Annotated in this window: 23 protein-coding genes; 11 read left to right on the top strand and 12 right to left on the bottom strand. The window is 68.3% G+C overall.

Annotation, left to right across the window (positions count from 1 at the left end):
- Positions 1–75: 75 nt before the first annotated feature.
- Both V6K52_RS15165 and aqpZ read right to left on the bottom strand, forming a co-directional pair.
- Positions 76–2286 carry an NADP-dependent isocitrate dehydrogenase gene (locus V6K52_RS15165; protein WP_353950953.1) on the bottom strand — a complete coding sequence of 737 codons (2211 nt, stop codon included), beginning with the start codon at positions 2284–2286 and terminating at the stop codon, positions 76–78.
- A 60-nt stretch (positions 2287–2346) separates the two neighbouring features.
- Positions 2347–3177, bottom strand: a complete 831-nt coding sequence (gene aqpZ, locus V6K52_RS15160) for an aquaporin Z (RefSeq protein WP_353950952.1) — start codon at positions 3175–3177, stop codon at positions 2347–2349.
- Positions 3178–3246: 69 nt separating this feature from the next.
- Here aqpZ and V6K52_RS15155 point away from each other — a divergent pair, with 69 nt between their 5' ends.
- The gene (locus V6K52_RS15155; protein WP_353950951.1) at positions 3247–4413 is read left to right on the top strand and encodes a nucleotide sugar dehydrogenase; all 1167 of its coding nucleotides are present in this window, start codon (positions 3247–3249) and stop codon (positions 4411–4413) included.
- A gap of 6 nt (positions 4414–4419) precedes the next feature.
- Here the strand turns inward: V6K52_RS15155 and V6K52_RS15150 are convergent, their stop codons facing one another.
- From V6K52_RS15150 to V6K52_RS15140, 3 genes are read right to left on the bottom strand one after another with little or no spacing between them, the layout of a single operon-like run.
- Positions 4420–5046 (bottom strand): acetyltransferase, encoded by a 627-nt coding sequence (locus V6K52_RS15150; RefSeq protein WP_353950950.1) that lies wholly within the window; start codon positions 5044–5046, stop codon positions 4420–4422.
- Entirely contained in the window at positions 5046–5663 is a 618-nt protein-coding gene (locus V6K52_RS15145) for a sugar transferase (protein WP_353950949.1), read from the bottom strand. The genes V6K52_RS15150 and V6K52_RS15145 overlap by 1 nt, the downstream gene beginning before the upstream one ends.
- Positions 5660–6811 (bottom strand): aminotransferase class I/II-fold pyridoxal phosphate-dependent enzyme, encoded by a 1152-nt coding sequence (locus V6K52_RS15140; protein WP_353950948.1) that lies wholly within the window; start codon positions 6809–6811, stop codon positions 5660–5662. The genes V6K52_RS15145 and V6K52_RS15140 overlap by 4 nt, the downstream gene beginning before the upstream one ends.
- Positions 6812–6896: 85 nt before the next feature.
- Between V6K52_RS15140 and V6K52_RS15135 the strand changes: the two genes are divergently transcribed.
- Positions 6897–7706 (top strand): exodeoxyribonuclease III, encoded by an 810-nt coding sequence (locus tag V6K52_RS15135; protein WP_353950947.1) that lies wholly within the window; start codon positions 6897–6899, stop codon positions 7704–7706.
- A 13-nt stretch (positions 7707–7719) separates the two neighbouring features.
- Here V6K52_RS15135 and galK read toward each other — a convergent pair whose 3' ends face one another.
- On the bottom strand, positions 7720–8874 hold the full coding sequence (galK, locus tag V6K52_RS15130) for a galactokinase (RefSeq protein ID WP_353950946.1): 1155 nt from the start codon (positions 8872–8874) through the stop codon (positions 7720–7722).
- Between the two features lie 31 nt (positions 8875–8905).
- Between galK and trpS the strand changes: the two genes are divergently transcribed.
- Genes trpS through V6K52_RS15115 form a run of 3 tightly spaced genes read left to right on the top strand, consistent with a single transcriptional unit; the run spans position 8906 to position 11597 of the window.
- Positions 8906–9937 (top strand): tryptophan--tRNA ligase, encoded by a 1032-nt coding sequence (gene trpS / locus V6K52_RS15125; RefSeq protein ID WP_353950945.1) that lies wholly within the window; start codon positions 8906–8908, stop codon positions 9935–9937.
- 10 nt (positions 9938–9947) lie between these two features.
- A complete protein-coding gene (locus V6K52_RS15120) occupies positions 9948–10460 on the top strand; it encodes a 2'-5' RNA ligase family protein (RefSeq protein WP_353950944.1) in 513 nt (170 codons plus the stop codon).
- Between the two features lie 3 nt (positions 10461–10463).
- Positions 10464–11597 (top strand): YihY/virulence factor BrkB family protein, encoded by a 1134-nt coding sequence (locus V6K52_RS15115; RefSeq protein WP_353950943.1) that lies wholly within the window; start codon positions 10464–10466, stop codon positions 11595–11597.
- Between the two features lie 2 nt (positions 11598–11599).
- On the opposite strand, the gene rfbD is transcribed toward V6K52_RS15115, so the two are convergent.
- Positions 11600–12454 (bottom strand): dTDP-4-dehydrorhamnose reductase, encoded by an 855-nt coding sequence (gene rfbD, locus V6K52_RS15110; protein ID WP_353950942.1) that lies wholly within the window; start codon positions 12452–12454, stop codon positions 11600–11602.
- A complete protein-coding gene (rfbB, locus tag V6K52_RS15105; RefSeq protein WP_353950941.1) occupies positions 12454–13461 on the bottom strand; it encodes a dTDP-glucose 4,6-dehydratase in 1008 nt (335 codons plus the stop codon). The genes rfbD and rfbB overlap by 1 nt, the downstream gene beginning before the upstream one ends.
- 68 nt (positions 13462–13529) lie before the next feature.
- On the opposite strand from rfbB, the gene rfbA reads away from it, so the two are divergent.
- The gene (rfbA, locus tag V6K52_RS15100; protein WP_353950940.1) at positions 13530–14408 is read left to right on the top strand and encodes a glucose-1-phosphate thymidylyltransferase RfbA; all 879 of its coding nucleotides are present in this window, start codon (positions 13530–13532) and stop codon (positions 14406–14408) included.
- Positions 14408–15001 carry a dTDP-4-dehydrorhamnose 3,5-epimerase gene (gene rfbC, locus V6K52_RS15095; RefSeq protein WP_353950939.1) on the top strand — a complete coding sequence of 198 codons (594 nt, stop codon included), beginning with the start codon at positions 14408–14410 and terminating at the stop codon, positions 14999–15001. Before rfbA ends, rfbC begins: the two co-directional genes overlap by 1 nt.
- A 25-nt stretch (positions 15002–15026) precedes the next feature.
- Here rfbC and V6K52_RS15090 read toward each other — a convergent pair whose 3' ends face one another.
- Positions 15027–16193 (bottom strand): glycosyltransferase family 1 protein, encoded by a 1167-nt coding sequence (locus V6K52_RS15090; protein ID WP_353950938.1) that lies wholly within the window; start codon positions 16191–16193, stop codon positions 15027–15029.
- An 84-nt stretch (positions 16194–16277) separates the two neighbouring features.
- On the bottom strand, positions 16278–17462 hold the full coding sequence (gene manA / locus V6K52_RS15085) for a mannose-6-phosphate isomerase, class I (RefSeq protein ID WP_353950937.1): 1185 nt from the start codon (positions 17460–17462) through the stop codon (positions 16278–16280).
- A gap of 115 nt (positions 17463–17577) precedes the next feature.
- On the opposite strand from manA, the gene V6K52_RS15080 reads away from it, so the two are divergent.
- A complete protein-coding gene (locus V6K52_RS15080) occupies positions 17578–18657 on the top strand; it encodes a mannose-1-phosphate guanylyltransferase (RefSeq protein ID WP_353950936.1) in 1080 nt (359 codons plus the stop codon).
- 96 nt (positions 18658–18753) lie between these two features.
- Here V6K52_RS15080 and V6K52_RS15075 read toward each other — a convergent pair whose 3' ends face one another.
- Positions 18754–20346, bottom strand: a complete 1593-nt coding sequence (locus V6K52_RS15075) for a polyketide antibiotic transporter (protein ID WP_353950935.1) — start codon at positions 20344–20346, stop codon at positions 18754–18756.
- Entirely contained in the window at positions 20343–21257 is a 915-nt protein-coding gene (locus V6K52_RS15070) for an ABC transporter ATP-binding protein (RefSeq protein WP_353950934.1), read from the bottom strand. The genes V6K52_RS15075 and V6K52_RS15070 overlap by 4 nt, the downstream gene beginning before the upstream one ends.
- A 52-nt stretch (positions 21258–21309) precedes the next feature.
- On the opposite strand from V6K52_RS15070, the gene V6K52_RS15065 reads away from it, so the two are divergent.
- The 3 genes from V6K52_RS15065 (at position 21310) to V6K52_RS15055 (ending at position 23703) form a co-directional block, all read left to right on the top strand.
- Positions 21310–21873, top strand: coding sequence for a MarR family transcriptional regulator (locus tag V6K52_RS15065; RefSeq protein WP_353950933.1), 564 nt, complete (start codon positions 21310–21312; stop codon positions 21871–21873).
- 194 nt (positions 21874–22067) lie between these two features.
- Entirely contained in the window at positions 22068–23312 is a 1245-nt protein-coding gene (locus V6K52_RS15060) for an amidohydrolase (RefSeq protein WP_353950932.1), read from the top strand.
- Positions 23305–23703: a cytidine deaminase gene (locus V6K52_RS15055; RefSeq protein WP_353950931.1), complete on the top strand. Its 399-nt coding sequence runs from the start codon at positions 23305–23307 to the stop codon at positions 23701–23703. Before V6K52_RS15060 ends, V6K52_RS15055 begins: the two co-directional genes overlap by 8 nt.
- Positions 23704–23710 lie beyond the last annotated feature (7 nt).

The raw sequence follows: 23710 nt of genomic DNA, 5'->3' as shown, positions 1-23710 counted from the left end.
CCCTACCCCCGAACGCACGTATGCCGTGTGGTCACCGATCGGTGACCACACGGCATACGTCGTGATTGTGGTGGTTCAGCGCAGGCTGGCGAGGGCCTCGTTGAAGGTTGCCGACGGGCGCATGACGGCACTGACCTTGGCCTCGTCGGGACGGTAGTAGCCGCCGATGTCGGCGGGGGAGCCCTGCACGGAGAGGAGCTCGTCGCTGATCTTCTGCTCGTCGTTCGTGAGCCGCTCTGCGACGCTGGCGAAAGCGGTCGCGAGATCGGCGTCGTCGGTCTGCTTGGCCAGCTCCTGCGCCCAGTAGAGCGCGAGATAGAAGTGGCTGCCGCGGTTGTCGATCTGGCCGACCTTGCGCGCCGGACCCTTGTTCTCCTGGAGGAGGGTCTCGGTGGCGCGGTCGAGCGTCTCGGCGAGGACGCGGGCCTTGGCGTTGTCCTCGGTGTCGGCGAGGTGGCGGAAGGACTCGGCGAGGGCCATGAACTCACCCAGGCTGTCCCAGCGCAGGTAGTTCTCCTGGACGAGCTGCTGGACGTGCTTGGGGGCGGAGCCGCCGGCGCCGGTCTCGAAGAGGCCGCCACCGTTCATCAGCGGGACGACCGAGAGCATCTTGGCCGAGGTGCCGAGCTCGAGGATGGGGAAGAGGTCGGTGTTGTAGTCACGCAGGACGTTGCCGGTGACCGAGATGGTGTCCTCGCCGCGACGGATGCGGTCGATCGAGAACGTCGTGGCGTCGACCGGGCTGAGGATCTGGATGTCGAGACCGTCGGTGTCCTCGTCTGCCAGGTAGGTGTTGACCTTGGCGATGAGGTTGGCGTCGTGGGCGCGCTTCTCGTCGAGCCAGAAGATGGCCGGCGTCTGCGAGGCGCGAGCACGCGTCACGGCGAGCTTGACCCAGTCGCGGATCGGGGCGTCCTTGGTCTGGCACGCACGCCAGATGTCACCGGGCTGCACATCGTGCTCCATGAGCACGTCGCCCGCAGCGTTGACGACCTGGACCTTGCCGGCCTGCGAGATCTCGAAGGTCTTGTCGTGGGAGCCGTACTCCTCGGCCTTCTGGGCCATGAGCCCGACGTTGGCGACGGAGCCCATGGTGGTCGGGTCGAAGGCGCCGTTGGCCCGGCAGTCGTCGAGGACGACCTGGTAGACGCCGGCATAGGAGCTGTCGGGGATGACGGCGAGGGTGTCGGCCTCTTCGCCGCTCGGGCCCCACATGTGACCAGAGGTCCGGATCATCGCCGGCATCGACGCGTCGATGATGACGTCGCTCGGGACGTGGAGGTTGGTGATGCCCTTGTCGGAGTTGACCATGGCGAGCTTGGGTCCGGCGGCGATGCCGGCCTCGATGTCGGCCTTGATCTCGTCGCCGTTGGGCAGGGCCGAGAGGCCCTCGAGGATCGCACCGAGACCGTTGTTGGGGGAGAGGCCGGCATCGTCGAGGGCAGCGCCGTGCTTCTCGAAGACCTCGGGCAGGAAGGCGCGCACGACGTGGCCGAAGATGATCGGGTCGGAGACCTTCATCATCGTCGCCTTGAGGTGGACGGAGAAGAGCACGTCGTCGGCCTTGGCCCGAGCGATCTGTGCGGTGAGGAACGCGTCGAGTGCAGCCGCGCGCAGGACGGTGCCGTCGACGACCTCACCCTCGAGGACCTTGAGGCCGCCCTTGAGGACGGTCGTGTCGGCATCCGTGACGAGCTGGATCGTCAGGGTGTCGGCGGCCGGGAGGACGACGGACTTCTCGTTGGTCGCGAAGTCGTCCTGACCCATCGTCGCAACGTTGGTCTTGCTGTCGGCGCTCCAGGCGCCCATGGAGTGCGGGTGCGCCTTGGCGTAGTTCTTGACGGCGGCGGGGGCGCGACGATCGGAGTTCCCCTCGCGCAGGACGGGGTTCACAGCGCTGCCCATGACCTTGCCGTAGCGGGCGTTCGCGTCCTTCTCGGCCTCGGTGCTCGGCTCGTCGCTGTAGGCGGGAAGGTCGAAGCCCTGCCCCTGCAACTCCTTGATCGCGGCCTTCAGCTGCGGCACGGAGGCGCTGATGTTGGGCAGCTTGATGATGTTGGCCTCGGGAGTCGTCGCGAGCTCACCGAGCTCAGCGAGGGCGTCCGCGACCTTCTGCTCGTCGGGGAGCACGTCCGAGAATCCCGCGAGGATGCGCGCCGCGACCGAGATGTCACGGGTCTCGACGTCGACGCCGGCAGTGGAGGCGAAGGCCTCGATCACCGGGAGGAAAGAGTAGGTCGCGAGGAGGGGTGCCTCGTCGGTGAGGGTGTAGATGATCTTCGCCATGGTGCCGAATCTATCGAACGACGCAGGTTCCCTCTGATGCCGGTATGCCGGTCGGTCCCGTCAGTGTCGACCGGTGCGGGGGGCGTTGGGGTCGACACCCTCTGCCACGACGACGTCCTCGGCCGCGATCCCACCGTCGATGTCGCGGTCGCGACGGTCGACACCGGTGATGAGGTGGAAGGTCGCACCCGCGATGGCCGCACCAACGAGCGGGGCCACCCAGAACAGCCACAGCTGGCCGGGGGCCCCGTTGCCGTTGAAGAACGCGACCGCGGTCGAGCGCGCCGGGTTGACCGACGTGTTGGAGATCGGGATGGAGATGAGGTGGATGAGCGTGAGGCACAGCCCGATGGCGAGGGGGGCGAAACCCGTTGGCGCGTTGTCGCCGGTCACGCCGAGGATGACGTAGACGAAGATCATCGTCAGCAGGATCTCGGCGCACAGGACGGCCATGAGTGAGTAGCCCCCGGGGGAGTGCTCCGCGTAGCCGTTGGCTGCCATGTTGCCGGTCGCGTCGAAGATGTTGCGACCCCGTGCGATGGCCCACAGGGCGCCACCGGCGGCGAGACCACCAAGGACCTGCGCGCAGACGTAGCCCGGCACGTCCTTCCAGTCGAAGCGCTTCGCGATCGTCACACCCAGCGTCACGGCCGGGTTGAAGTGCGCCCCGGAGACGTGCCCCACGGCATACGCCATCGTCACGACCGTGAGACCGAACGCCAGCGCGACGCCCAGGAAGCCAATCCCGAGGTGCACGGGCGCGCCCGAGCCCAGGGTGGGGGTCGACATGAAGCCAGCGGCGAAGATCGCCGCCCCGCATCCTCCGAAGACGAGCCAGAACGTGCCGACGAACTCCGCGAGGAGGCGTTTGGACATCTCAGGGGTCTGCATGCCGCCCATTGTGGCCCACACGTAGGGCGTGGTGGGTGATGCGACACAGCGACGGGTAGCGTGACCGGCGTGAAGATCTCTGTCGTCGGTCTCGGATATGTCGGCCTCTCGAACGCAGTCGTTCTGGCGCAGCGTCATGAGGTCGTCGCGGTTGATCTCAATGCCGAGCGGGTCGACCAGGTCAACCGGCGCGAGTCGCCCCTGGTTGATGACGAGCTCGAGGACTACCTGGCCCACCACGAGTTGTCGTTGAGCGCCACCACTGATGCGGCCGACGCGCTGCCCGGGTCCGACTTCGTCATCGTGGCGACGCCAACCGACTACGACCCGGTGCGCGACTTCTTCAATACCTCGTCGGTCGAGTCGGTCATCGCGTCCGTCACCGAACTGGCCCCGAAGGCAACGGTCGTCGTGAAGTCCACGGTGCCGGTGGGCTTCACCGAACGGATGCGGGCTGAGTACCCCGGTCTGGACCTCGTCTTCTCACCGGAGTTCCTTCGTGAGGGTCGTGCCCTGCACGACAACCTGCACCCGAGTCGGGTCGTCATCGGCGGTCACAGTGAGGGTGCACGCCGCTTCGGTGAGCTGCTCGTCGAGGGTGCGTTGGATGCGGACGTGCCTCTCCTGCACACGAATCCGACCGAGGCCGAGGCGATCAAGCTTTTCGCCAACACGTTCCTCGCGATGCGGGTCGCCTACTTCAACGAACTTGACACGTATGCCGTGTCGCACGGTCTCGACTCCCGCTCGATCATCGACGGGGTCGGGTTGGACCCGCGGATCGGCTCGCACTACAACAACCCGTCGTTCGGCTACGGCGGCTACTGCCTGCCCAAGGACACCAAGCAGCTGCTGGCGAACTACAGCGACGTCCCGCAGAACCTCATCCGCGCCATCGTCGACTCCAACACGACGCGCAAGGACTTCATCGCGACCGACATCCTGCGCCGCAAGCCCCAGGTGGTCGGTATGTATCGGCTCATCATGAAGGCCGGATCCGACAACTTCCGGGTGTCGAGCATCCAGGGGATCATGAAGCGGATCAAGGCCAAGGGCATCGAGGTCGTGCTCTATGAGCCAGCGCTCGAGGAGGACCGCTTCTATCAATCCGAGGTGATCAAGGACCTTGACGAGTTCAAGCGCCGCTCGGATGTCATCGTCGCCAACCGCGTGAGCGACTCACTCGATGACGTGGCCGACAAGGTCTATACCCGCGACCTCTTCGGTCGGGACTGAGGGCTGTCAGCGAGCTGGCACACCTTTGACGGTGGTGCCTGGCTCCACGTCGCTGACGGCCACGGCTCCGGCGCCGATGATGCACCCGGCTCCGACTGTCAGCCCTTGTAGGACGACGGCTGCGGCACCGATGTAGGCGCCCTCACCGACCACGACGGCGCCCGAGAGACACGCTGCGGGGTTCAGGCGAGAGTACGCACCGACGATGGTGTCGTGTCCCACGGTGGCGTTCTGGTCGATGTGGACGTGGTGTCCAAGAACAACGTCAGCGCTGACGCGTGCCCCGGGCGCGACGATGACGCCTGGGTGGAGCGTGGCGGATCGGGCGATGGTGGCGTCGGGATGCACGAGTACGTCGAAGACGGCGCCCCGTTCCCCGAGGAGAGCGGCGAGAGCGGCCCGGATGCCGGGGTCGCCGATGGCGATGACGCCGGTGTCGGAGTCCTCCGGTTGCCATGACCGGGCCGCGCCGAGGTGGTGAGCACCCTTGCCCGTCATGAGGCGAGTGGCGTCGTCCTGCGGTGCGTCGTCGACGAACCCGAGCCGGGAGTCCGGGCGCAGGAGGCGCGCGATCTCAGCCACCTCGCGGGCGAATCCACCGGCGCCGACGATCACCAGCCGTGCTGCGGGCATCAGTTGCCCTCCACTTCGACGCTCCCCATGAATTCAGGCATCGTGACGCTTCCTTGGGCCGAGATTCCGTCGCGGCGCAGTACGGCAGAAACGGTGCGCGCGATGATCATGAGGTCTCCGCCCAGGGAGTGGTGGTCGACGTAATCGACGTCGAGAGCGAGTCGTTGCTCCCAGCTGAGGGCATTGCGCCCACTCACCTGGGCCAGACCGGTCAGCCCCGGTCTCACCTCGTGTCGCCGCGCCTGCTCGGGTGAGTAGCGGTCCAGGTAGCGGACGAGCAGCGGCCGCGGGCCGACGATCGACATGTCTCCGCGCAATATGTTCCACAATGTCGGCAGTTCGTCGAGGCTCGTCGATCGCAAAAACACCCCGAACGGAGTGAGGCGGTCCGCGTCGGAGACGAGACCCCTGGCCGGGTCTGGTTCGAGCATGGTGCGGAACTTGCGCATGACGAACACGCGCCCGTCCAAGCCGGGACGTTCTTGGGTGAACACCACGGGCGAGCCCAGAGTTCGACGGACCGCAACCGCGACGCAGGCTTGGAGCGGCAAGGAGAGGACGAACGCTGGCACGGTGAGCGTCAGGTCGAACAGCCTCTTCGCATCGAGGCGTCTCATCGCGTGTGGAGGATCGATCGGGTCTCCCTGATGACCCTGTCGATCTGCTCGTCGTCGAGCTCGGAACCCGACGGGAGCGTGACGCCGGTGTCAAAGAGCTGCTCACTGACGCCGGTGAGCCGGGTCCGACGACCCCTGTGGACCGGCTGGAGGTGCATCGGCTTCCACAGATGGCGTGCCTCGATCCCCACTGCGTCGAGGCCCGCCATCAGTGTTGTCGGGTTGGCGTCGACCCGGGTCGGGTCGAGGGTGATGCACGTGAGCCAGTGGTTGTCGTTCGCCTCGGAGTCAGGGTTGGGCTGGGTGTCAGAACCGGTGAGCACCGCGACGCCGTCGATGTCCGCGAGTCCGTCCACATAGCGCTGCCGGATCTCTCGTCGTCGCCCGATCATCGAGTCCAGCCGCTCGAGCTGGCCGACGCCGAGGGCGGCCAGGATGTTGGACATCCGGTAGTTGTAGCCAATCTCGGTGTGTTCGTACCACGGAGCCGGTTGTCGAGCCTGCGTTGACAGATAGCGGGCTCGGTCAAGCAGCTCGGCATCGTCGCTGAGCAGCATCCCGCCCCCAGACGTGGTCATGATCTTGTTGCCGTTGAAGGACAGGGCGGCCGCGCGACCGAAGGAACCCGCTGCCCGAGCACCGTGCCCGGCACCCAGAGCCTCGGCAGCGTCCTCGATCAGGGGCACGCCGAGCGCGGCCAGGGGTTCTTCGAGGGCGGTGTAGTCGCAGCATCGACCGAAGAGGTCGACGGTCATGACCGCAGCCACCGTCAGCCCTTCGAGCTGCAGGGCACGTACCGTCTCGAGGAGGAGTTCGACGTCGACGTTCGCGTCTGCGCCGGAGTCGACGAAGACGGGTTCGGCGCCGGTGTAGGCGACGGCGTTGGCCGAGGCGGCGAACGTCATGGTCGGCAACACCACGAACGTCCCTGGCCGGGCACCGACATCAAGGAGGGCAAGATGCAGCGCCGCCGTGCCGGACGAGAGCGCCAAGGCGCCCTGAACGCCGCATCGGTGCGCGATCTCGCGTTCGAAGCGGTCCACCATCGGCCCGAGTGGAGCGACCCAGCCGGAACGCAACGCCTCGAGGACGTACGTCTCCTCGACCTCGGTGACATGGGCGCGCGAGAGGTGGATGCGGTCGGTCACCCCCACATCATCCACCGGTGGCCGCGTCGGTGTGGCACTTCGGAGCCATGTCGTCCCGGACTGCCGCGATGACTACTCTCATCGGGTGCGTCTCATCTCAGCCAACGTCAACGGAATTCGCGCCGCGGCCCGGAGGGGTGGCCTCGGCTGGCTCGTCGACCAGCACGCCGACGTCATCGCACTACAGGAGGTGCGAGCGTCCGATGATCAGTTGCGCGACGTGCTCACCCAAGGCGGTCTCGACGCATGGCACGTCAGCTCCACGCAGGGTCGCACCAAGGGGCACGCCGGGGTGGCCGTCCTCACGCGTCAGCCCCCGCTTCGGGTGAGCAGCGACATCGGCCCCGCGGAGTTCACCGATGCTGGCCGCTGGCTCGAGGTCGACGTCCGAGGACCTGACGGGCCCGTGACCGTGATCTCGGCTTACGTCCATACGGGGGAGTCACTCACCCCGAAGCAGGACGAGAAGTTCCGGTTCCTGGATGCTGTCGGCTCCCGCCTCGCTCGCCTCGGTGAGGACAACGGGTATGCCGTCCTCACCGGTGATCTCAACATCTGCCACTCCGCGCACGACCTGAAGAACTGGAAGGGCAACACCGGCAAGTCCGGGTTCCTCCCACAGGAGCAGGCGCACCTCGACCGGTGGATCCGGGAGCACGGCTATGTGGACGTCCACCGCACGCTCCACGGCCCGGGCCCCGGGCCCTACACGTGGTGGTCGTGGCGCGGCAAGGCCTTCGACAACGACGCCGGGTGGCGCATCGACTACCAGTTCGCGAGTGCGCCGCTCGCGAAGCTCGCGACGCGTGCGGAGGTCGGCCGCGCGGCGGCATACGCCGAGCGGTGGAGTGACCACGCACCCCTGATGATCGACTACGACCTCACCCTGGACTGACGAAACCAGTTGCTCAGTCGCGAGCGGCAGGGCCAGCAGCGGTGACGGAGAACGATTTTGGCGCGGTGAGCTGTGCCGCTGCGAAGGCCGCAGCGATTGCTGCGGAGACTCGCTCGACGTCGGCGACCGCGACGAGCGCGATGGCTGACCCGCCAAACCCACCGCCGGTCATCCGCGCCCCCAAAGCACCCTCGCCGACCGCAGTGTCGACGACGAGATCGAGCTCGGTGCACGACACTTCGTAGTCGTCCCGCAGGGAGGCATGCGACGCGAGGAAGAGTCGCCCCACCTCGGCGAGGTCGCCGTCGCGCAACGCGTCAACGACCTCGTCGACGCGGGCGATCTCGGTGACGACGTGACGCGTGCGTCGACGCAGCACGTCGTCGGGGAGCTGGACGAGCGCCTCGTCGAGAGCCGCCGGATCGATGTCACGCAGGAACTCGACACCGAGGATGTCGGCGGCCTTCTCGCACGAGTCGCGGCGGGCTCCGTACTGCCCGTCCGCCAGGGCATGGCTCGCGCGGGTATCGGTGACCAGGAGTGCCAAGTCGTGCGCTGAGAGGTCGAACGGCACCTGGGTCGTGGCACCGTCACGGCAGTCGAGGCGCAGCGCGTGCTTCTCGGTGGCGTGCATCGCGGCGGCCTGGTCCATGCCACCGGTGGGCGCTCCGGCGATGTCGTTCTCGGCCCGCTGGCACGCGGCCGCCAGGACCGATCGCCCCTCGGCCGAGTCGAGCAGTCCCAGCCCGAAGAGGTCAGAGGCCGCCGCAGCAACCGAACACTCGAGCGCCGCAGAACTGGACAGGCCCGCCCCGAGGGGCACCTGACCGTCGACGACGACGTTGAGTCCGCGGACGGCATACCCGGCTTTGCGCAGTGCCCACAAAACACCCGCGACGTATGCCGTCCAGCCGGCCGGGTGCCCGGCTGCAACGTCATAGATGCGGACCTCGACGAACGAATCCTCCTGGAGCGAGTGGATCTGGAGGAGATCGTCGTCGCGCACCGAGGCGGCGCAACGGGTTCGGTGGGGGAGAGCGATGGGCAGCGCGAGGCCGCCGTTGTAGTCGGTGTGCTCGCCGATGAGGTTGACCCGTCCGGGCGCGGACCACACGCCCTCGGGGGCCTGATCGAAGCGGGCAAGGAAGGTCTGCGCGAGGCGTGGCACGGTGCGAGTCTAGGGGTGGGCACCTGACACAATGACGCGCATGTCCGCACCTGAGACCCCCCAGGCGGCTCCCCGGATCCTCTCCGGGATGCAGCCCACCAGTGACTCCCTCCACATCGGCAACTACCTCGGGGCACTGGTCAACTGGGTGAAGCTGCAGGACGACCACGACGCCTTCTACTTCGTCGCCGACCTGCACGCGCTGACGGTGCCCACCGACCCGGAGGTGCTGCGCGAGCGAACCCGCAAGACAGTGGCCCAGTTCATCGCTGGTGGCGTCGACCCGCAGCGGTCGTCGCTGTTCTGCCAGAGCCACGTTCCCGAGCACGCCGAGCTCGGCTGGGTCATGAACTGCCTGACCGGCGACGGCGAGGCGCGCCGCATGACGCAGTTCAAGGACAAGACCGCCAAGGGGCAGAGCGCCAACGTGGGCCTGCTGACCTATCCGATGCTCATGGCGGCCGACATCCTCCTGTACGACACGGCCTTCGTCCCCGTCGGTGAGGACCAACGCCAGCACCTCGAGATCACGCGTGATCTCGCCGGGCGCTTCAACACCCGCTTCGGCGAGGCCCTCGTTGTGCCCGAGCCCTACATCGTCAAGGGTTCGGCCAAGATCATGGACCTGCAGGACCCCACGTCCAAGATGTCCAAGACGGGCTCGTCACCCAAGGGCCTCATCGACCTCATGCAGGATCCCGCCAAGATCGCCAAGAACATCCGGTCGGCGGTGACGGACACCGAGGCCGAGATCCGCTACGACGTCGCGAACAAGGCCGGGGTCTCCAACCTGCTCATCATCCACTCGACGCTGTCCGGTCAGTCGATCGACGAGCTGGAGTCGTCGTTCGTTGGCCGCGGCTATGGCGACCTCAAGAAGGAGGTGGCCGACGTCGTCGTCGCCGCCATCGAGCCCTTCCAGGTTCGGATGGCCGAGCTGCTCGACGACCCGGCCGAGCTCGACCGGATCCTCGCTTCCGGTGCCGAGCGCGCGCGTGGCGTCGCCCAGTCGACGATGGTGCGGGTGCGCGAGCGCGTCGGACTCCTGCCCGCAGCCCGATAGGGTCGAGCGCATGCCCACCCACGGCGTGGCGATCACGGTTCCCGAACCCCACGGGTCCGTGCTGCAGGCTGCGCGAGAGCGGGTCGGCGACCCCCTCGCCCGGTTCATCCCGCCGCACATCACGCTGCTCCCCCCGACCGAGATCGACGAGCCGTCGCTGGCCGCCTTCGAGAAACACCTCGAGGTCGTTGCCGCGGCGCACGCACCGTTCCAAATGACCCTCTCGGGGACGGGCACCTTCCGACCCCTGTCGCCGGTGGTCTTCGTGCAGGTGTCCTCGGGTATCTCGCAGTGCGAGCTCATCGAGACCGCTGTCCGCAACGGCCCAGTCGAGCGGCACCTCGACTTCAACTACCACCCGCACGTCACCATCGCCCACAACCTCGGCGAGGAGCAGCTCGACGCTGCCTTCGACGGGCTGGTCGACTTCCGGTGCACCATCGAGGTGGCGGCTTTCGAGCTCTATCACCAGACCGATGACGGCGTGTGGGGTCCGCTGTCCTCGTTCGCCCTGGAGGGCTGAGTCATGGACCGGGTCAAACAGTTGTGGGCTGCCCTGCAGCGGACTCGCCTCTGGCATGCCTGGAAGAGATATGGAGACGCGCGGGGCAACCTGCTCGCCGGTGGCGTCACCTACTTCGCGTTCTTCTCGATCTTCCCGGCAGTGGCGCTGGCGTTCACCGTCTTCGGATTCCTCCTCCAGGACAACCCGCAGTGGCTTGGCCAGATCAGTGACTACCTGAACGACACACTGCCCGGCTTCATCCAGGACGGCTCTGGTGAGGGCCTCATCCCGCTGACGGTTCCGTCGGGCGACACCCTGACCGTCACGGGACTCGTCGGGCTGGGCGGTCTGCTCCTCGCCGGACTGGGATGGCTTGGTGCCCTGCGTGACGGAATCCGGGCGATCTTCGGCGCTGAGGGGACCCCTGGGAACTTTGTCACGACCAAGCTGCGTGACCTCGGGGTGCTCTTCATTCTCGGGCTCGCAATCGTGGTGTCGGCAGCGGTCACCGGCGTCGCTGGTGCGACAACCTCATGGATCGCCGAGCAGGTCGGGCTCGGCGGTCAACAGTGGCTGCTCAGCCTCATCGCGTTCGTCGTCGGAGCCGGGCTCGACGGTCTGGTCGTGATCGTGATGTTGCGGTTGCTCTCTGGCGTCGACATACCCCGGCGTGGTCTCGTGGGTGGCGCGGTCGTCGGCGGCATTGGCCTCACCCTTCTCAAGGTTCTGGGCACCACCCTCATCGCCGGCACGACGAGCAACCCTCTCTTCGCGTCGATCGCCGTGGTCGTGGGCCTCCTCGCGTGGCTCAACTTCATGTCCCGCGTCGTCCTGCTCGCGGCAGCGTGGAGCGCCAACTCGCTCGAGCCCGAGGCTGTTGCGGACCTCACCGAAGGCCAGCGCACCAAACTGGCCGAGGGTCCTGAGCTGCCGGTCTCGGCTGCGCTCACCCCCGGCGCGCCTGACCCGGTCTGGCTGGGAGTGCCGCCTGAGTCGAACCCGGCCGAACGGCATACCGACGCAGTCGTGCCACCCACCGCAAAGCGCGCAGACGACCGGCTCAACCTCGCCCTTGGCGTGGCCCTCGGTGCGTCAGTCGCGGCAGGACTCAGCCTCGCGGGCAGGGTCCTGCGCGGCATCACTGCCCGCCGCTGACCTCAGCTCGTGCGGAGCACCGTCGGGGCCGCCCGACGGAGCGCTTCACGCCAGTTCGCCAACGGCTCGAGTCCGGCGGCGCTCCATCGTTCGTGACCGAGGACGGAGTATGCCGGCCGCGGAGCCGGCCGTGGGAACGCGTCAGTCGTCGTGGGCGTGACCCGCTCGGGGTCCAGTCCCAGCTCCTCGAAGATCGCGCGGGCGAAGTCGAACCACGTCGTCTCTCCGCTCCCGGTGCCGTGCCAGATGCCGCCGGGGGCGTCGGCGTCGACGAGGCGGACGAGGGCATCGGCGAGGTCCACGGTCCACGTCGGTTGCCCTTGCTGGTCGTCGACTACGGCCAGCGTCTTGCGCTCACCCGCGAGGCGGGCCATGGTCGCCGCGAAGTTCGAGCCCCCGGCACCATAGAGCCACGCCGTGCGCACGACGAGCGCCGACGGGCAGTGTGCGAGCACCGCCCACTCGCCTGCAGCCTTGGTGCGTCCGTAGGCCGAGCGGGGAGCGATCGGTGCGTCCACGGCATACGGGGTGGTGGCGTCGCCGGAGAAGACGTAGTCGGTCGAGACGTGGACGAGTCGCGCCTGGGTGCGCGCGCACGCGACCGCGAGGTTCGCGGGGCCGACGGCGTTGACGGCGAAGGCCTCCGCCTCACGGGTCTCAGCATCGTCGACAGCGGTCCAGGCGGCGAGGTTGGCGACGACGTCATGACTCTCGACGGCGGCCTCGCACGCCTGCGCATCGGTGACGTCGAGGTCGGCGCGGTGCAGGGCCGTGACGTCGTGACCGGCGTCGGCAAGCCGGGGGAGCAGGTCGTGAGCGAGCATGCCGGCCGCGCCTGTGACGAGCCAGCGCGCCATCAGCGCTGCACGATGCTCTGGGTGGCGGCGTACTTGCTCTCCGTGGCTTCCTTCATGGGGCGCCACCAGTCCTCGTTGGCGCGGTACCACTCCACGGTCGCCGCGAGGCCCTCGCGGAAGCTGGGGTATTCGGGTTCCCAGCCGAGCTCGGTCCGCAGCCGCGTCGAGTCGATGGCATAGCGCCGGTCGTGACCCGGGCGGTCGGTGACGTGGTCGAAGTCGCCGGCGTCCTTGCCCATGAGCTCGAGGATGTCGTGCACCACGGTCTTGTTGTCGGCCTCGCCATCGGCGCCGATGAGATAGGTCTCGCCGATCTGCCCGTGGTCGATGATGGCCCACACTGCCCGGTTGTGGTCGTCGACGTGGATCCAGTCGCGCACGTTGAGCCCGTCGCCATAGAGCTTGGGGCGGATGTCGTCGATCACGTTGGTGATCTGGCGCGGGATGAACTTCTCGACGTGCTGACGCGGGCCGTAGTTGTTGGAGCAGTTCGAGATCGTCGCCTTCAGGCCGAAGGACCGCACCCATGCACGGACGAGGAGGTCGCTGGCGCCCTTGGTCGACGAGTAGGGGCTCGACGGGTTGTAGGGCGTCGCCTCCGTGAAGCGGGCCGGGTCGTCGAGCTCGAGGTCGCCATAGACCTCGTCGGTCGAGATGTGGTGATAGCGGACGTCGTGGCGCCGGGCCGCCTCGAGCAGCGTGTAGGTGCCCACCACGTTGGTGTGCACGAAGGGCCACGGGTTCGACAGGCTGTTGTCGTTGTGCGACTCCGCCGCGAAGTGCACCACGAGGTCGTGCTCGCCCACGAGGCGGTCGACCAGGTCAGCGTCCGTGATGTCGCCCTCGACCACCGTGACCCGATCGCCGAGTGCTGCCAGCGAGGCCCGAGACCCGGCATACGTCATGGCATCCAGGACCGTGACGGCGACGTCCGGCCGGGTGGACAGCGTCAGGTGGACGAAGTTTGATCCGATGAAACCGGCTCCACCGGTGACGAGTATGCGCACCCAGGGATCGTAACGGGCCACGGAGAGCCCCGCCCAGAGACCCACTGTGACTCGCTAGGCTGGCGCGCATGAAGGGCATCATTCTGGCCGGGGGATCTGGCACGCGGCTCCACCCCATCACTCGCGGCATCAGCAAACAGTTGATGCCGATCTATGACAAGCCGATGGTCTACTACCCGCTCTCCACCCTGATGATGGCCGGGATCCAAGAGGTTCTGATCATCACCACCCCCCTGGACCGCGAGCAGTTCGTGAGGCTTCTCGGCGACGGCCGCGAATGGGGCATCGAGATCTCGTATGCGCAGCAGCCCAGTCCTGATGGACTCGCCCAGGCGTTCATCATCGGTGCCGAGTTCATCGGCGACGACTCGGTCGCCCTGGTCCTTGGCGACAACATCTTCCACGGCGCCGGTCTCGGGACCTCCCTGCGCACCTTGTCCGGCGTGACCGGCGGACACGTCTTCGCTCACCACGTCAGTGAGCCCACGGCATACGGCGTCGTGGAGTTCGATGACGACGGACGGGTGATCTCCATCGAGGAGAAGCCGTCCGAGCCCAAATCGAACTACGCCGTGCCCGGTTTGTACTTCTATGACAACGACGTCATCCAGATCGCCCGCGACCTCAAGCCCAGCGCCCGTGGCGAGCTCGAGATCACCGGCATCAATGACGCCTACCTCCAGCGCGGCGATCTCACCGTGACCGTCCTGCCGCGAGGAACGGCCTGGTTCGACACGGGCACGTTCGAGGGCCTCATGGACGCCAGCCAGTTCGTCCACCTCATCGAGGCGCGACAAGGCACCAAGATCGGTTGTGTCGAGGAGATCGCCTGGCGCGCGGGCTGGATCGACGACACGCAGTTCTCCGCACTGGGCGACACTCTGATCAAGAGCGGCTACGGCGGCTACATCCACGCCTGCCTGGCCGAAGGGCGCAGGACGTCCTGATGCAGATCGAACCGCTTGCCATCGAGGGCGCCTTCGTCGTCACGCCACGGCAGTTCCCGGATGACCGGGGAGTCTTCCTCGAGTCCTTCCGCGGCGACAAGCTCGCCGGGCACCTCGGCCATCGACCCGACATCGTGCAGAGCAACGTCTCCGTGTCCTCGCGGGGGACAGTGCGCGGCATCCACTTCGCCGACATCCCCCCGGGACAGGGCAAATACATCACCGCTCTCAGCGGTTCCCTCATCGACTACGCGGTCGACCTTCGTCAAGGCTCACCCACGTTCGGCCACGTGGAAGAGGTGCTCCTCGACACCACTTCACGCCGGGCCGTCTATCTCACCGAGGGCCTGGGGCATGCCTTCTGCGCGTTGGAGGACGAGACGACGGTGATGTATCTCTGCACCGCCGCCTACAACCCGACGGGTGAGCACGGCATCCATCCACTCGATCCTGACATCGGCCTGCCCATTCCCGCAGGCCTGGACGTCACTCTCTCGCCGAAGGACGAGGCGGCTCCGACGCTCGCGCAGGCGCGATCGAGCGGGCTGCTCCCGACCTACGCCGACTGGCAGGCGCACGTCGCGCAGAAGTAGACCGCCACGTGGGCGATCGGCAAGCTCAGGCCGCGCGGTGGGCGCGGGCAGTGCGCGCCGCCTCGTAGTGCCCCACCAGCTGCTCGGTGAGGTTGTCCCACGAGCGTCCGCGGACGGCCTCCTCGGCTCTGGCCCCCAGGGTTGCGCGCCACCGCGGGTCGCCCACGAGGGCGTCGACGTGGTCATGGAGCGAACCGGGCAGGTCAGGGTCGAAGAGCAGACCGGTCTGGCCGTGGTCAACGAGGTCGAGCGGGCCGCCACGGGCCGGTGCCACGACAGGCAATCCGAACGCGGCTGCCTCCTGGAGGGTCTGGCCGAAGGTCTCGCGCGTGCCGGTGTGCACGAAGACGTCGAACGCGGCATACGCGCGCGCCAGGTCGTCCCCGGACTGGCGACCGAGGAAGACCGGTGACCGGTTGGGGCGGCCCGGCATCGCGGCCACTGCCTCGGTGAGCTGGGCGCCGATCTGCGCGCGGTTCGGTCCGTCACCGACGATGACGAGCCGGGTCCCGGGGATCTGCGCGACCTCGGTGAGGCGCCACAGCTCCTTCTCGGGGGCGAGGCGACCGACATAGCCGAGGAGGATCTCACCGCTGGGAGCGAGCGCCCGCCGCAGCTCGCGCGTCCCCTCGTCGCTGCGCCAGCGGGGGGAGAACAGGCTCGTGTCGACACCGCGTGCCCAGAGGTCGGTCCGCAGGACCCCGTGGGAGCGCAGCTCGGCGAGCGTGGGTCGGGAGGGGGCCAGGGTGAGGTCGGCGTGCGCGTGCATGCGCCGGATCCAGCGCCACGCGGCGTTGGCGGCGCCGGCACCGAGGCGGGCCGGGCCGTGCTGTGCGAGGTAGCTCGGCATGTCGGTCTGATAGATCGCGACGGCCGCGGTGCCGGTGTGGTCGGCGAGCTGAAGGGCCCGGGCACCGAGCACGAACGGCGAGGCCGCGTGGATGACGTCGGGCTCGAACTCCTCGAGCGTCCTGCGCAGCGCGGGCGTCGGGACCCCGGTCGGGAACTGGCGAACGTTGATCGACGGGAGTCCGCGGACCTTGAAACCCTCGAACGTCGCCGGAGCCGGGCCCGGCGCGATGATGAGTGCCTCGTGGCCGAGCGCACGCAGGGACTGGGCCACCCGGCATACGCTCGTCGTGACGCCGTTGAGCGTGGGAAGGAACGACTCCGTCACCATGGCTACTCGCATACCTCCACGGTCCTCAGGTCGCGTGGTGCGCGGGCGGCGCGCGGAGGTGTGTCAGGTGATCTCTGGGTGAACGTCAGGCCGTGGTCAGACGCAAGGCAGCGTGACGAGGAAGACTTCGCCGCTGCCCGTCACCGTGACGTCGTGATCACGAGCTGATAGGTATGCCGCCCGCACCGGTCCCAGCGCGAGGGTCGCCTCCGGCGTCGTGAGGGTGACGTCGCCGTGGAGACAGAAGACGATGCGGGGAGTGCCGTTGCCGGGGATCGCGACCTCGTCAGGGGAGTGGAGTCGGCGCAGGGCGAAGCGGTCGGACTGGCTCGGGAAGCGTTCGGTGGCGGGGAGCTGCGGATCGGGCTCGGCGTGCCCCACGCTGCCGTCGGCCTCGGGATCGACGATGCGCAGGAGCTCGGGGACGTTGAGCTCCTTGCCCGTGAGTCCGGCGCGAACGACGTTGTCGGAGTTGGCAAGCACCTCGACGCCCAGGCCGCCGACGTAGGAGTGGAGGACCCCGGCCGGGACGTCGAGGTAGTCGCCGGGCTCGAGCACCCGGTGATACATGAGCAGGAGGACGGCGAGGCCGATGTCGTCGGGGTGGTCCTCGGCGACATGGGCGATCGCGGCGCACTGATGGCCCTCGTCGTCGGGGCTGGCCGAGACGCGGACACAGGCCGCGACAAGCTCGCGTGCGAAAGCGGTGTGTTCGCTCGCGGGTGTCGCGAGGATTGCCGCCAGGAGTGCGTGCGAGGGATGGGGCTGGGTGGACGCCGCCTCGACCAGGGTGGTCAGCCGGGGGAGGGCGAGACGTTTGGCGAGGGAGGCGACCTCGTCAGGCGCGCGCATCCCGACGAAGACGGTGAACGGTGCGATGGCGACGAGCATCTCGGGCTTGGCCCAGTCGTCGACATAGGTCGCGTCCGGGTTGCCCTTGGCGCGGTCGCGCTCGCGGATCTCGCGGGCCTGCTCGGCGGTCGGGTGGGCCTGGATGGAGATGGCCCGACCGGGTGCGAGGACCTTGAGGAGGAACGGCAACCGGTTCTCGAAGTCGGAGGCGCACTGGCCCCCCAGTTCGCCAGCGGGGTCGGCCTGGATGGCGTCGGTCAGGGTGGTGGCGACCCCGTCACGAGTGATGCCGCAGGGGCCGCTCTCATGGGCGCCCATCCACAACTCGGACTCGGGTTCGGCACTCGGGATGCTGCGGCCCTGCAGGCTCGCGATGGACACGTGGGATCCCCAGGCGTCGGTGAACAGCACCGGCTCCAGCAGATCCATCGGCGGCCACCCTCCCCAATCTCGGTGATTCTCGGCGTTTCGTGACTGGCACGGATCCTAGACGTTGTCATGAGCGCCGGGACCCTCATCGCCGGGGGTGGTTAGCCTGACGGGCATGTCAGACATTGCGGGGTTCTGGGCCGTCATCCCTGCTGGGGGAGCCGGGACGCGCCTGTGGCCGCTCTCTCGAGCCGCCCACCCCAAGTTCCTGCATGACCTCACCGGCTCGGGGCGCAGCCTGCTCCAGCAGACGGTCGACCGCGTGGCGCCCCTTGCCGGCGACCGGGTCGTCGTCGTCACCGGGGTCGCCCACGCGGAGGATGTGCGCTCGCAGCTTCCGGCCCTTCGGGCCGAGCGGGTCCTGGCCGAGCCCGCGCCACGTGACTCGATGGCGGCGATCGGCCTGGCGGCTGCCGTCGTGGAGGCGCAGGATCCCGAGGCGATCATCGGCTCCTTCGCCGCGGACCATGTCATCCCCGATGCCTCGGCCTTTCGCGCCTGTGTGGCGGAAGCGGTCGAGGTCGCTCGCGGCGGTCACGTCGTGACGATCGGCATCGAGCCGACTCATCCGTCGACGGGTTTCGGTTACATCCAGATGGGGAAACCCATCAAGGGAATGGCGACGGCGCGAAGGGTGCGGCAGTTCGTCGAGAAGCCCGACGCCCGCCGCGCCGCCGCCTATCTGTCCACCGGTGAGTTCCGGTGGAACGCAGGGATGTTCGTCGTCCGTGCCGCGACGTTGTTGGACCTGCTCCACCGGTGGCACCCGGAACTGGCTGATGGAGTGCGCGCCATCGCGGCCTCGCCGGATCGACTTGATGAGATCTGGCCGACCCTCGAGAAGATCGCCATCGACCACGCCGTTGCCGAGCCCGCTGCGGACATCGGGGTGGTGGCCGTGGTGCCGGGCGACTTCGCGTGGGACGACATCGGTGACTTCTCGAGCCTGGCCTCACTGCTGCCCGAGCCCGAGGACGGGCCGCGCATCCTGGGCGATGCGGCCCTCGTGCACTCGGTCGACTCCACCGGGCTGGTGTCACCGCGCGGTGGCCGGCCGATTGCCGTTGTCGGGCTCGAGAACGTCGTCGTCATCGACTCCGGAGATGCCGTGCTCGTGACGACGCGCGAGCGGGCCCAGGACGTCAAGAGGATCGTCGAGCAGCTCAAGGCGCTGGGCCGCACCGACCTCGTGTGACCGCGCGGCACCTACTGCACAGTAGGTGGGGTAATCACCCCGCTTACTGTGCAGTAGGTCGCGCTCAAGGCAGGAGGTCGGGCTCACGGCGGTGAGTCAGGCGGCGTCGCGCAATCGGTATGGCGTGAAGGCCAGGGCGGTGAGCGCCGCGGCGATCACGCACAGCACGATCGTCGGCGCCCAGATGAAGTCACCGCCGGGCAGCTGAGGCACGTGAGCGAAGGGCGACAGCTTGACGAGCCAGTCCGGCAGTCCGAAGGTCACACCGAGCTCGCCGAGACCGAACGCGGTCAGGAGCGAGCTCCACGCGATCGCGGAGGCGCCCCGCGGGACCGCTGCCGCGGCGAGAAGTGCCACGGAGATCATCACGGCGACTGCGGGGATCCGAACCGCCGCGGCGCCGAGGAGTGTGGCCGTCCCGGGCACGTCGCCCTGCCCCCCGGCGAGCAGCCCCACCATGGCGCTGACGACGAGCACGAGCGCTGCGGGGAGGGCGAAGGCATGCAGGGCGTGGGCCCCCAGCCAGGAGGCGCGCGACGTCGACGTCGCGAGGACCGCCTCGCCGCGACCGGCGCGCTCCTCGGACACGAGGCGCAGAGCCACCGCGATCCCGGCTGCGGTCGCCACCACGGCGACGATGCTGAGCTCAGTCGCGACGAAGATGTCGGTGACCGTGCCGGCGCTCCCGCCGAGCGTCTTGAGCAGGTCGACGATGTTGGGGTCTTCGGTCATCTCGGCAACGTTGGTGACCACCCCGCCAAGGACCGTGCCGAGGATGACGAATCCCGCGACCCACCCGGCCACGGACGGTCGCACGAGGCGCCAGACGAGACCAAGGGGTGACCCCAGGCCGGGTCCGGCCACTGCCGGACCCGGCCGCGCCGACAGCAACCCAGATCCGAGGTCGCGGCGATCGAGGAGAGAGAAGGCCAGGGCCACGAGCGCGATGGCCAGCACCAGTGCGGGGATGACGAGCCAGGTGCGGTTGGCGCCATAGGCGCCGATCTTGGAGGCCCAGCCGAGCGGGCTCGCCCACGAGATCGCCGCGGCCGCGCCGCCAGCGGTGTCGCCGAGAGCACGCAGAAGGAACATCGCCGCGAGGGCGCTGAGGGCGATCCCCGCACAGGCTCTGGCGCTGGTGGTCAGCTGGGCGGCCACCGCAGTGACTCCGACCATGGTGATCCCGGCGACGAGCCAGGCCGCACCGAACGCGATCGAACCAGTGACGTCGAGGCCGACCGCGATGAGCCCGATCGTCGACAACAGGCCGGCTCCGAGGACTGCCAGTCCGGCCAGGGTCATGGCGGCGGTGAGGGGTGCCCGGCGGCCGACAACGCCCGCCCCGACAAGCTCGAGGCGACCGACCTCCTCCTCGACGCGAGTGTGGCGGCGCACCACGGCATACGCGAAGAGCCCGATGAAAACCGCACCCATGAGCACGGTCTTGAACACGGAGAGGGCGTCTCGGTTCTCGGCGGCGACCGGGCCATACATCGCGACGATCGACGGGTTGGCGAGGATGGCCCCCAGCCCGACGCGTGCGGCCTCGTCGGTCGGATAGAGCTCAAGGGTGGCCTGCGCCGACCCGACGGACAGGGCGGTGAGGGCGAGCAGGCTGGCCGGGATGAGCACGCGGTCTCGCCGCCACGCGAGCTGCAGGAGGATCCCGGTGCCGGTGAGGCTGCTCATGCCACCGTCACGTCCTCCGTCGTCGCACTGTAGTGCGCGAGGAAGAGGTCCTCCAGACTGGCCGGCTGGCAGGTGAGCGTCGTGAGTCCGAGCTGGTCCAGGCGGGTCACGGCGTCGCCCACGTGGGCGGCTTCGACCGAGAAGCGGATGTCAGTCCCGTGCTCGTCAACGAGCACGTCGTCGACTCCGCTCCACTGCGAAATCTCCTGTCCCACAGGCGTCCTCACGATCGCGTGGACCGTGGTGCGAGACAAGTGGCGGAGGTCTGTGAGGGTGCCGGTCTCGACAATGACTCCCGCGCGAACGATGCTGACACGCTCGCAGGCGTGCTCCACCTCGCTGAGGATGTGGCTCGACAAGAGCACCGAGTGGCCACGCTCACGGGCGGCGCGCAGCTCGCCCTGGAAGACGCGCTCCATGAGCGGGTCGAGGCCGGAGGTCGGTTCGTCGAGGATGAGGAGGGGTGCGTCAGAGGCCAGGGCGGCGATGAGCGCGACCTTCTGCCGGTTGCCCTTCGAGTAGGACCTGGCCTTCTTGGTGGGGTCGAGCCCGAATCGTTCGATGAGGTCGTTGCGTCTGTTGCCGTCGATGCCGCCACGCAGCCGCGAGAGGACGTCGATGGTCTCGCCGCCGGTGAGGTTGGGCCACAGCGCGACATCTCCGGGGACATAGGCGACTCGGCGGTGCAGCTCGGTCGCATCGGCCCAGGGGTCGCCGCCGAAGAGCCTGGCGTGCCCGGAGTCGGCCTTGGTGAGGCCAAGCAGGATGCGGATGGTCGTGGACTTCCCGGAGCCGTTGGGGCCGAGGAAGCCATGCACCTCGCCCTCGGGGACGGTGAGGTCGAGCCCGTCGAGCGCCACGGTGGCGCCAAAGGTCTTGCGGAGGTTGCGGGTCTCGATGACGATGTTCACGTCTCGAACATACATCGTTTTCACAAATACGTGAATGCTCTAAACTCGCTGTATGCCGTCCCGCTCGCCGTCCGTGTCCGCCTCCAGTTCTCATGCCCCTGCTTCAGTCCGCACCGCCGCCCGCAGGGCTGACGACGGACCGGCTGTGGTCAGCCACGAGGAGTCGCACGCGGTCGTCGAGCGGCTCGGTGCGGCCCTGTCCGGCGCCGGGTTCCCGCCCATGCCGTCACGGGTCTTTGCCGCGCTCCTCGTCGACGACGACGGGCGGATGACCGCCGCCGAACTGTCCCAGGAGCTCTCCGTCAGTGCGGCCGCGGTATCGGGAGCGGTGCGCTACCTCGGCCACGTGGGGCTCCTGCGCCGCGAACGCGAACGCGGCGGGCGCAAGGATGTCTTCGTCGTGCTCGACGACGCCTGGCACGGTGCCCTCACGAGCACCGACCAGATCTATGCCCCGATCATCGCGGCGCTCGCCGACGGCGTCGAACACCTTGGTGTCCGAACCAGCGCGGGCGCTCGGCTGCAGTTGTCCCGGGAGTTCCTCGAGTTCGTCACCGAGGAGATGCGCGGGATCGTCGACCGCTGGGAGAACTACAAGCGGGACCGCATCCGCTGACCGACGGAGGCGCCCGGCATACCCTCCCGCTTGCGTCTGCGCATGTGGCGGTGTGGCAACCCAATGCGCAGACGTTGCGTATGCCGTCCGCTCACTTTCCTCGTTGCGTCTGCGGCTGTGGTGGTTCTAGCGACCAGATGCGCAGACACAAGGGTGGGGGCGAGCGCGGGGGCGCAAGTAGCATGGGCGGTCTCATGACTGACACCCTCACCGCGCTCGGCGCCAGCGTTGCGTCGACGCTTCCCGAACTCATCGAGATCCGCCGCGATCTGCACTCACACCCCGAGCTGGCCCGATGCGAGACGCGCACGACCGACATCATCGCCCGCCGGCTCGAGCAGGCGGGCGTGCGTGTCCGCAGACTCACCGGCACCGGACTCCTCGCTGACCTCGGAGCCGAGCAGGCGGCATACCGGGTCGCTCTGCGCGCGGACATGGACGCGCTCCCGGTCCAGGAGCAGACGGGACTCGCGTTCACCTCCACGACCGACGGGGTCGCGCACTCGTGCGGTCACGACGTCCACGTCACCGCGCTTCTCGGTGCCATGCTCGCTCTCAAGGAGCACGAACATGTGCTGCTCGAGCGGGGCACCGGCGTACGGGCGATCTTCCAGGCGGCCGAGGAGGTCATCCCCGGTGGCGCGCACGAGGCCATCGCCGACGGCGCCATGGAGGGTGTCGACGCGATCTTCGCGATCCATTGCGACCCGTCGCTCGACGTCGGGCAGGTCGGGCTGCGCGAGGGCCCGATCACCGCGGCGTGCGACCACATCCGGGTCCACCTCACCGGTCGTGGCGGACACACGTCGCGGCCGCAGCTGACCGAGGACCTCACCTATGCACTGGCCAAGGTCGTCACCGACGTCCCGGCTGCGCTGTCCCGTCGACTCGACCCACGCGCCGGCGCTGCGCTCGTCTGGGGAGTCGTGCAGGCGGGGACCGCGAGCAACGTCATCCCGAGCACGGGCGAGTGCAGCGGAACTCTGCGCATGCTCGACGCCAACGTCTGGCTCACCATCGGTCCGGTGCTCGACGAGATCGTGCAGGGTGTCGTCGCCCCCTATGGCGTGACGGCCCGACTCGAGCGGATCAAGGGCGTGCCGCCCGTCGTCAACCAGGCTGATGCGATCGATGCGCTGCGGTTCGCGTGCCTCGGTGCGGGTCTGCACATGGCGCCCACGGTGCAGTCGCTCGGCGGCGAGGACTACAGCTGGTATCTCTCGCACGCCCCCGGCGCCATGGCGCGGCTGGGGACACGCACACCCGGCGGACGCACCTATGACCTGCACCAGGGTGATGTCGTCATCGACGAGGACGCGATCGGCTGCGGTGCGCGGTTGCTCGCATCCGTGGTCGTGGCCCACACCGTCAAGGCCGGTGGCGACACGTTCGCCGGTGACCATGTTGAGATCGACGCCAAGACAGGTTCATATGAGTGACATCGACTGGGATGCATTGCGCGACAGAGCGATCGAGATGACGAAGCGTGCCTATGCGCCCTACTCCAACTACCCGGTCGGGGTCGCCGGGCTCGTCGATGACGGGCGCGTCGTCGCGGGCTGCAACGTCGAGAACGCTGGCTACGGCGTGACCCTCTGCGCGGAGTGCGGGATGGTCTCCGAGCTGCACGCGACCGGCGGTGGTCTGCTGGTCGCGGTCTCCTGCGTCGACGGTCGCGGAGAAGCCCTCATGCCCTGCGGTCGGTGTCGCCAACTCCTGTGGGAGAACGGCGGTGCCGCCTGCCAGATCATGACCCCTGAGGGCGTCCAGACGATGGAGCAGGTGCTTCCGCAGGCGTTCGGTGCGGACAACCTCCAGCAACGCCCCTGAGGCCAAC

The organism is Knoellia sp. S7-12 (assembly GCF_040518285.1).
Classification (GTDB): domain Bacteria; phylum Actinomycetota; class Actinomycetes; order Actinomycetales; family Dermatophilaceae; genus Knoellia.
Note: the sequence above shows the minus strand (reverse complement) of the source record. Positions and strands in the feature narration are given on the sequence as shown.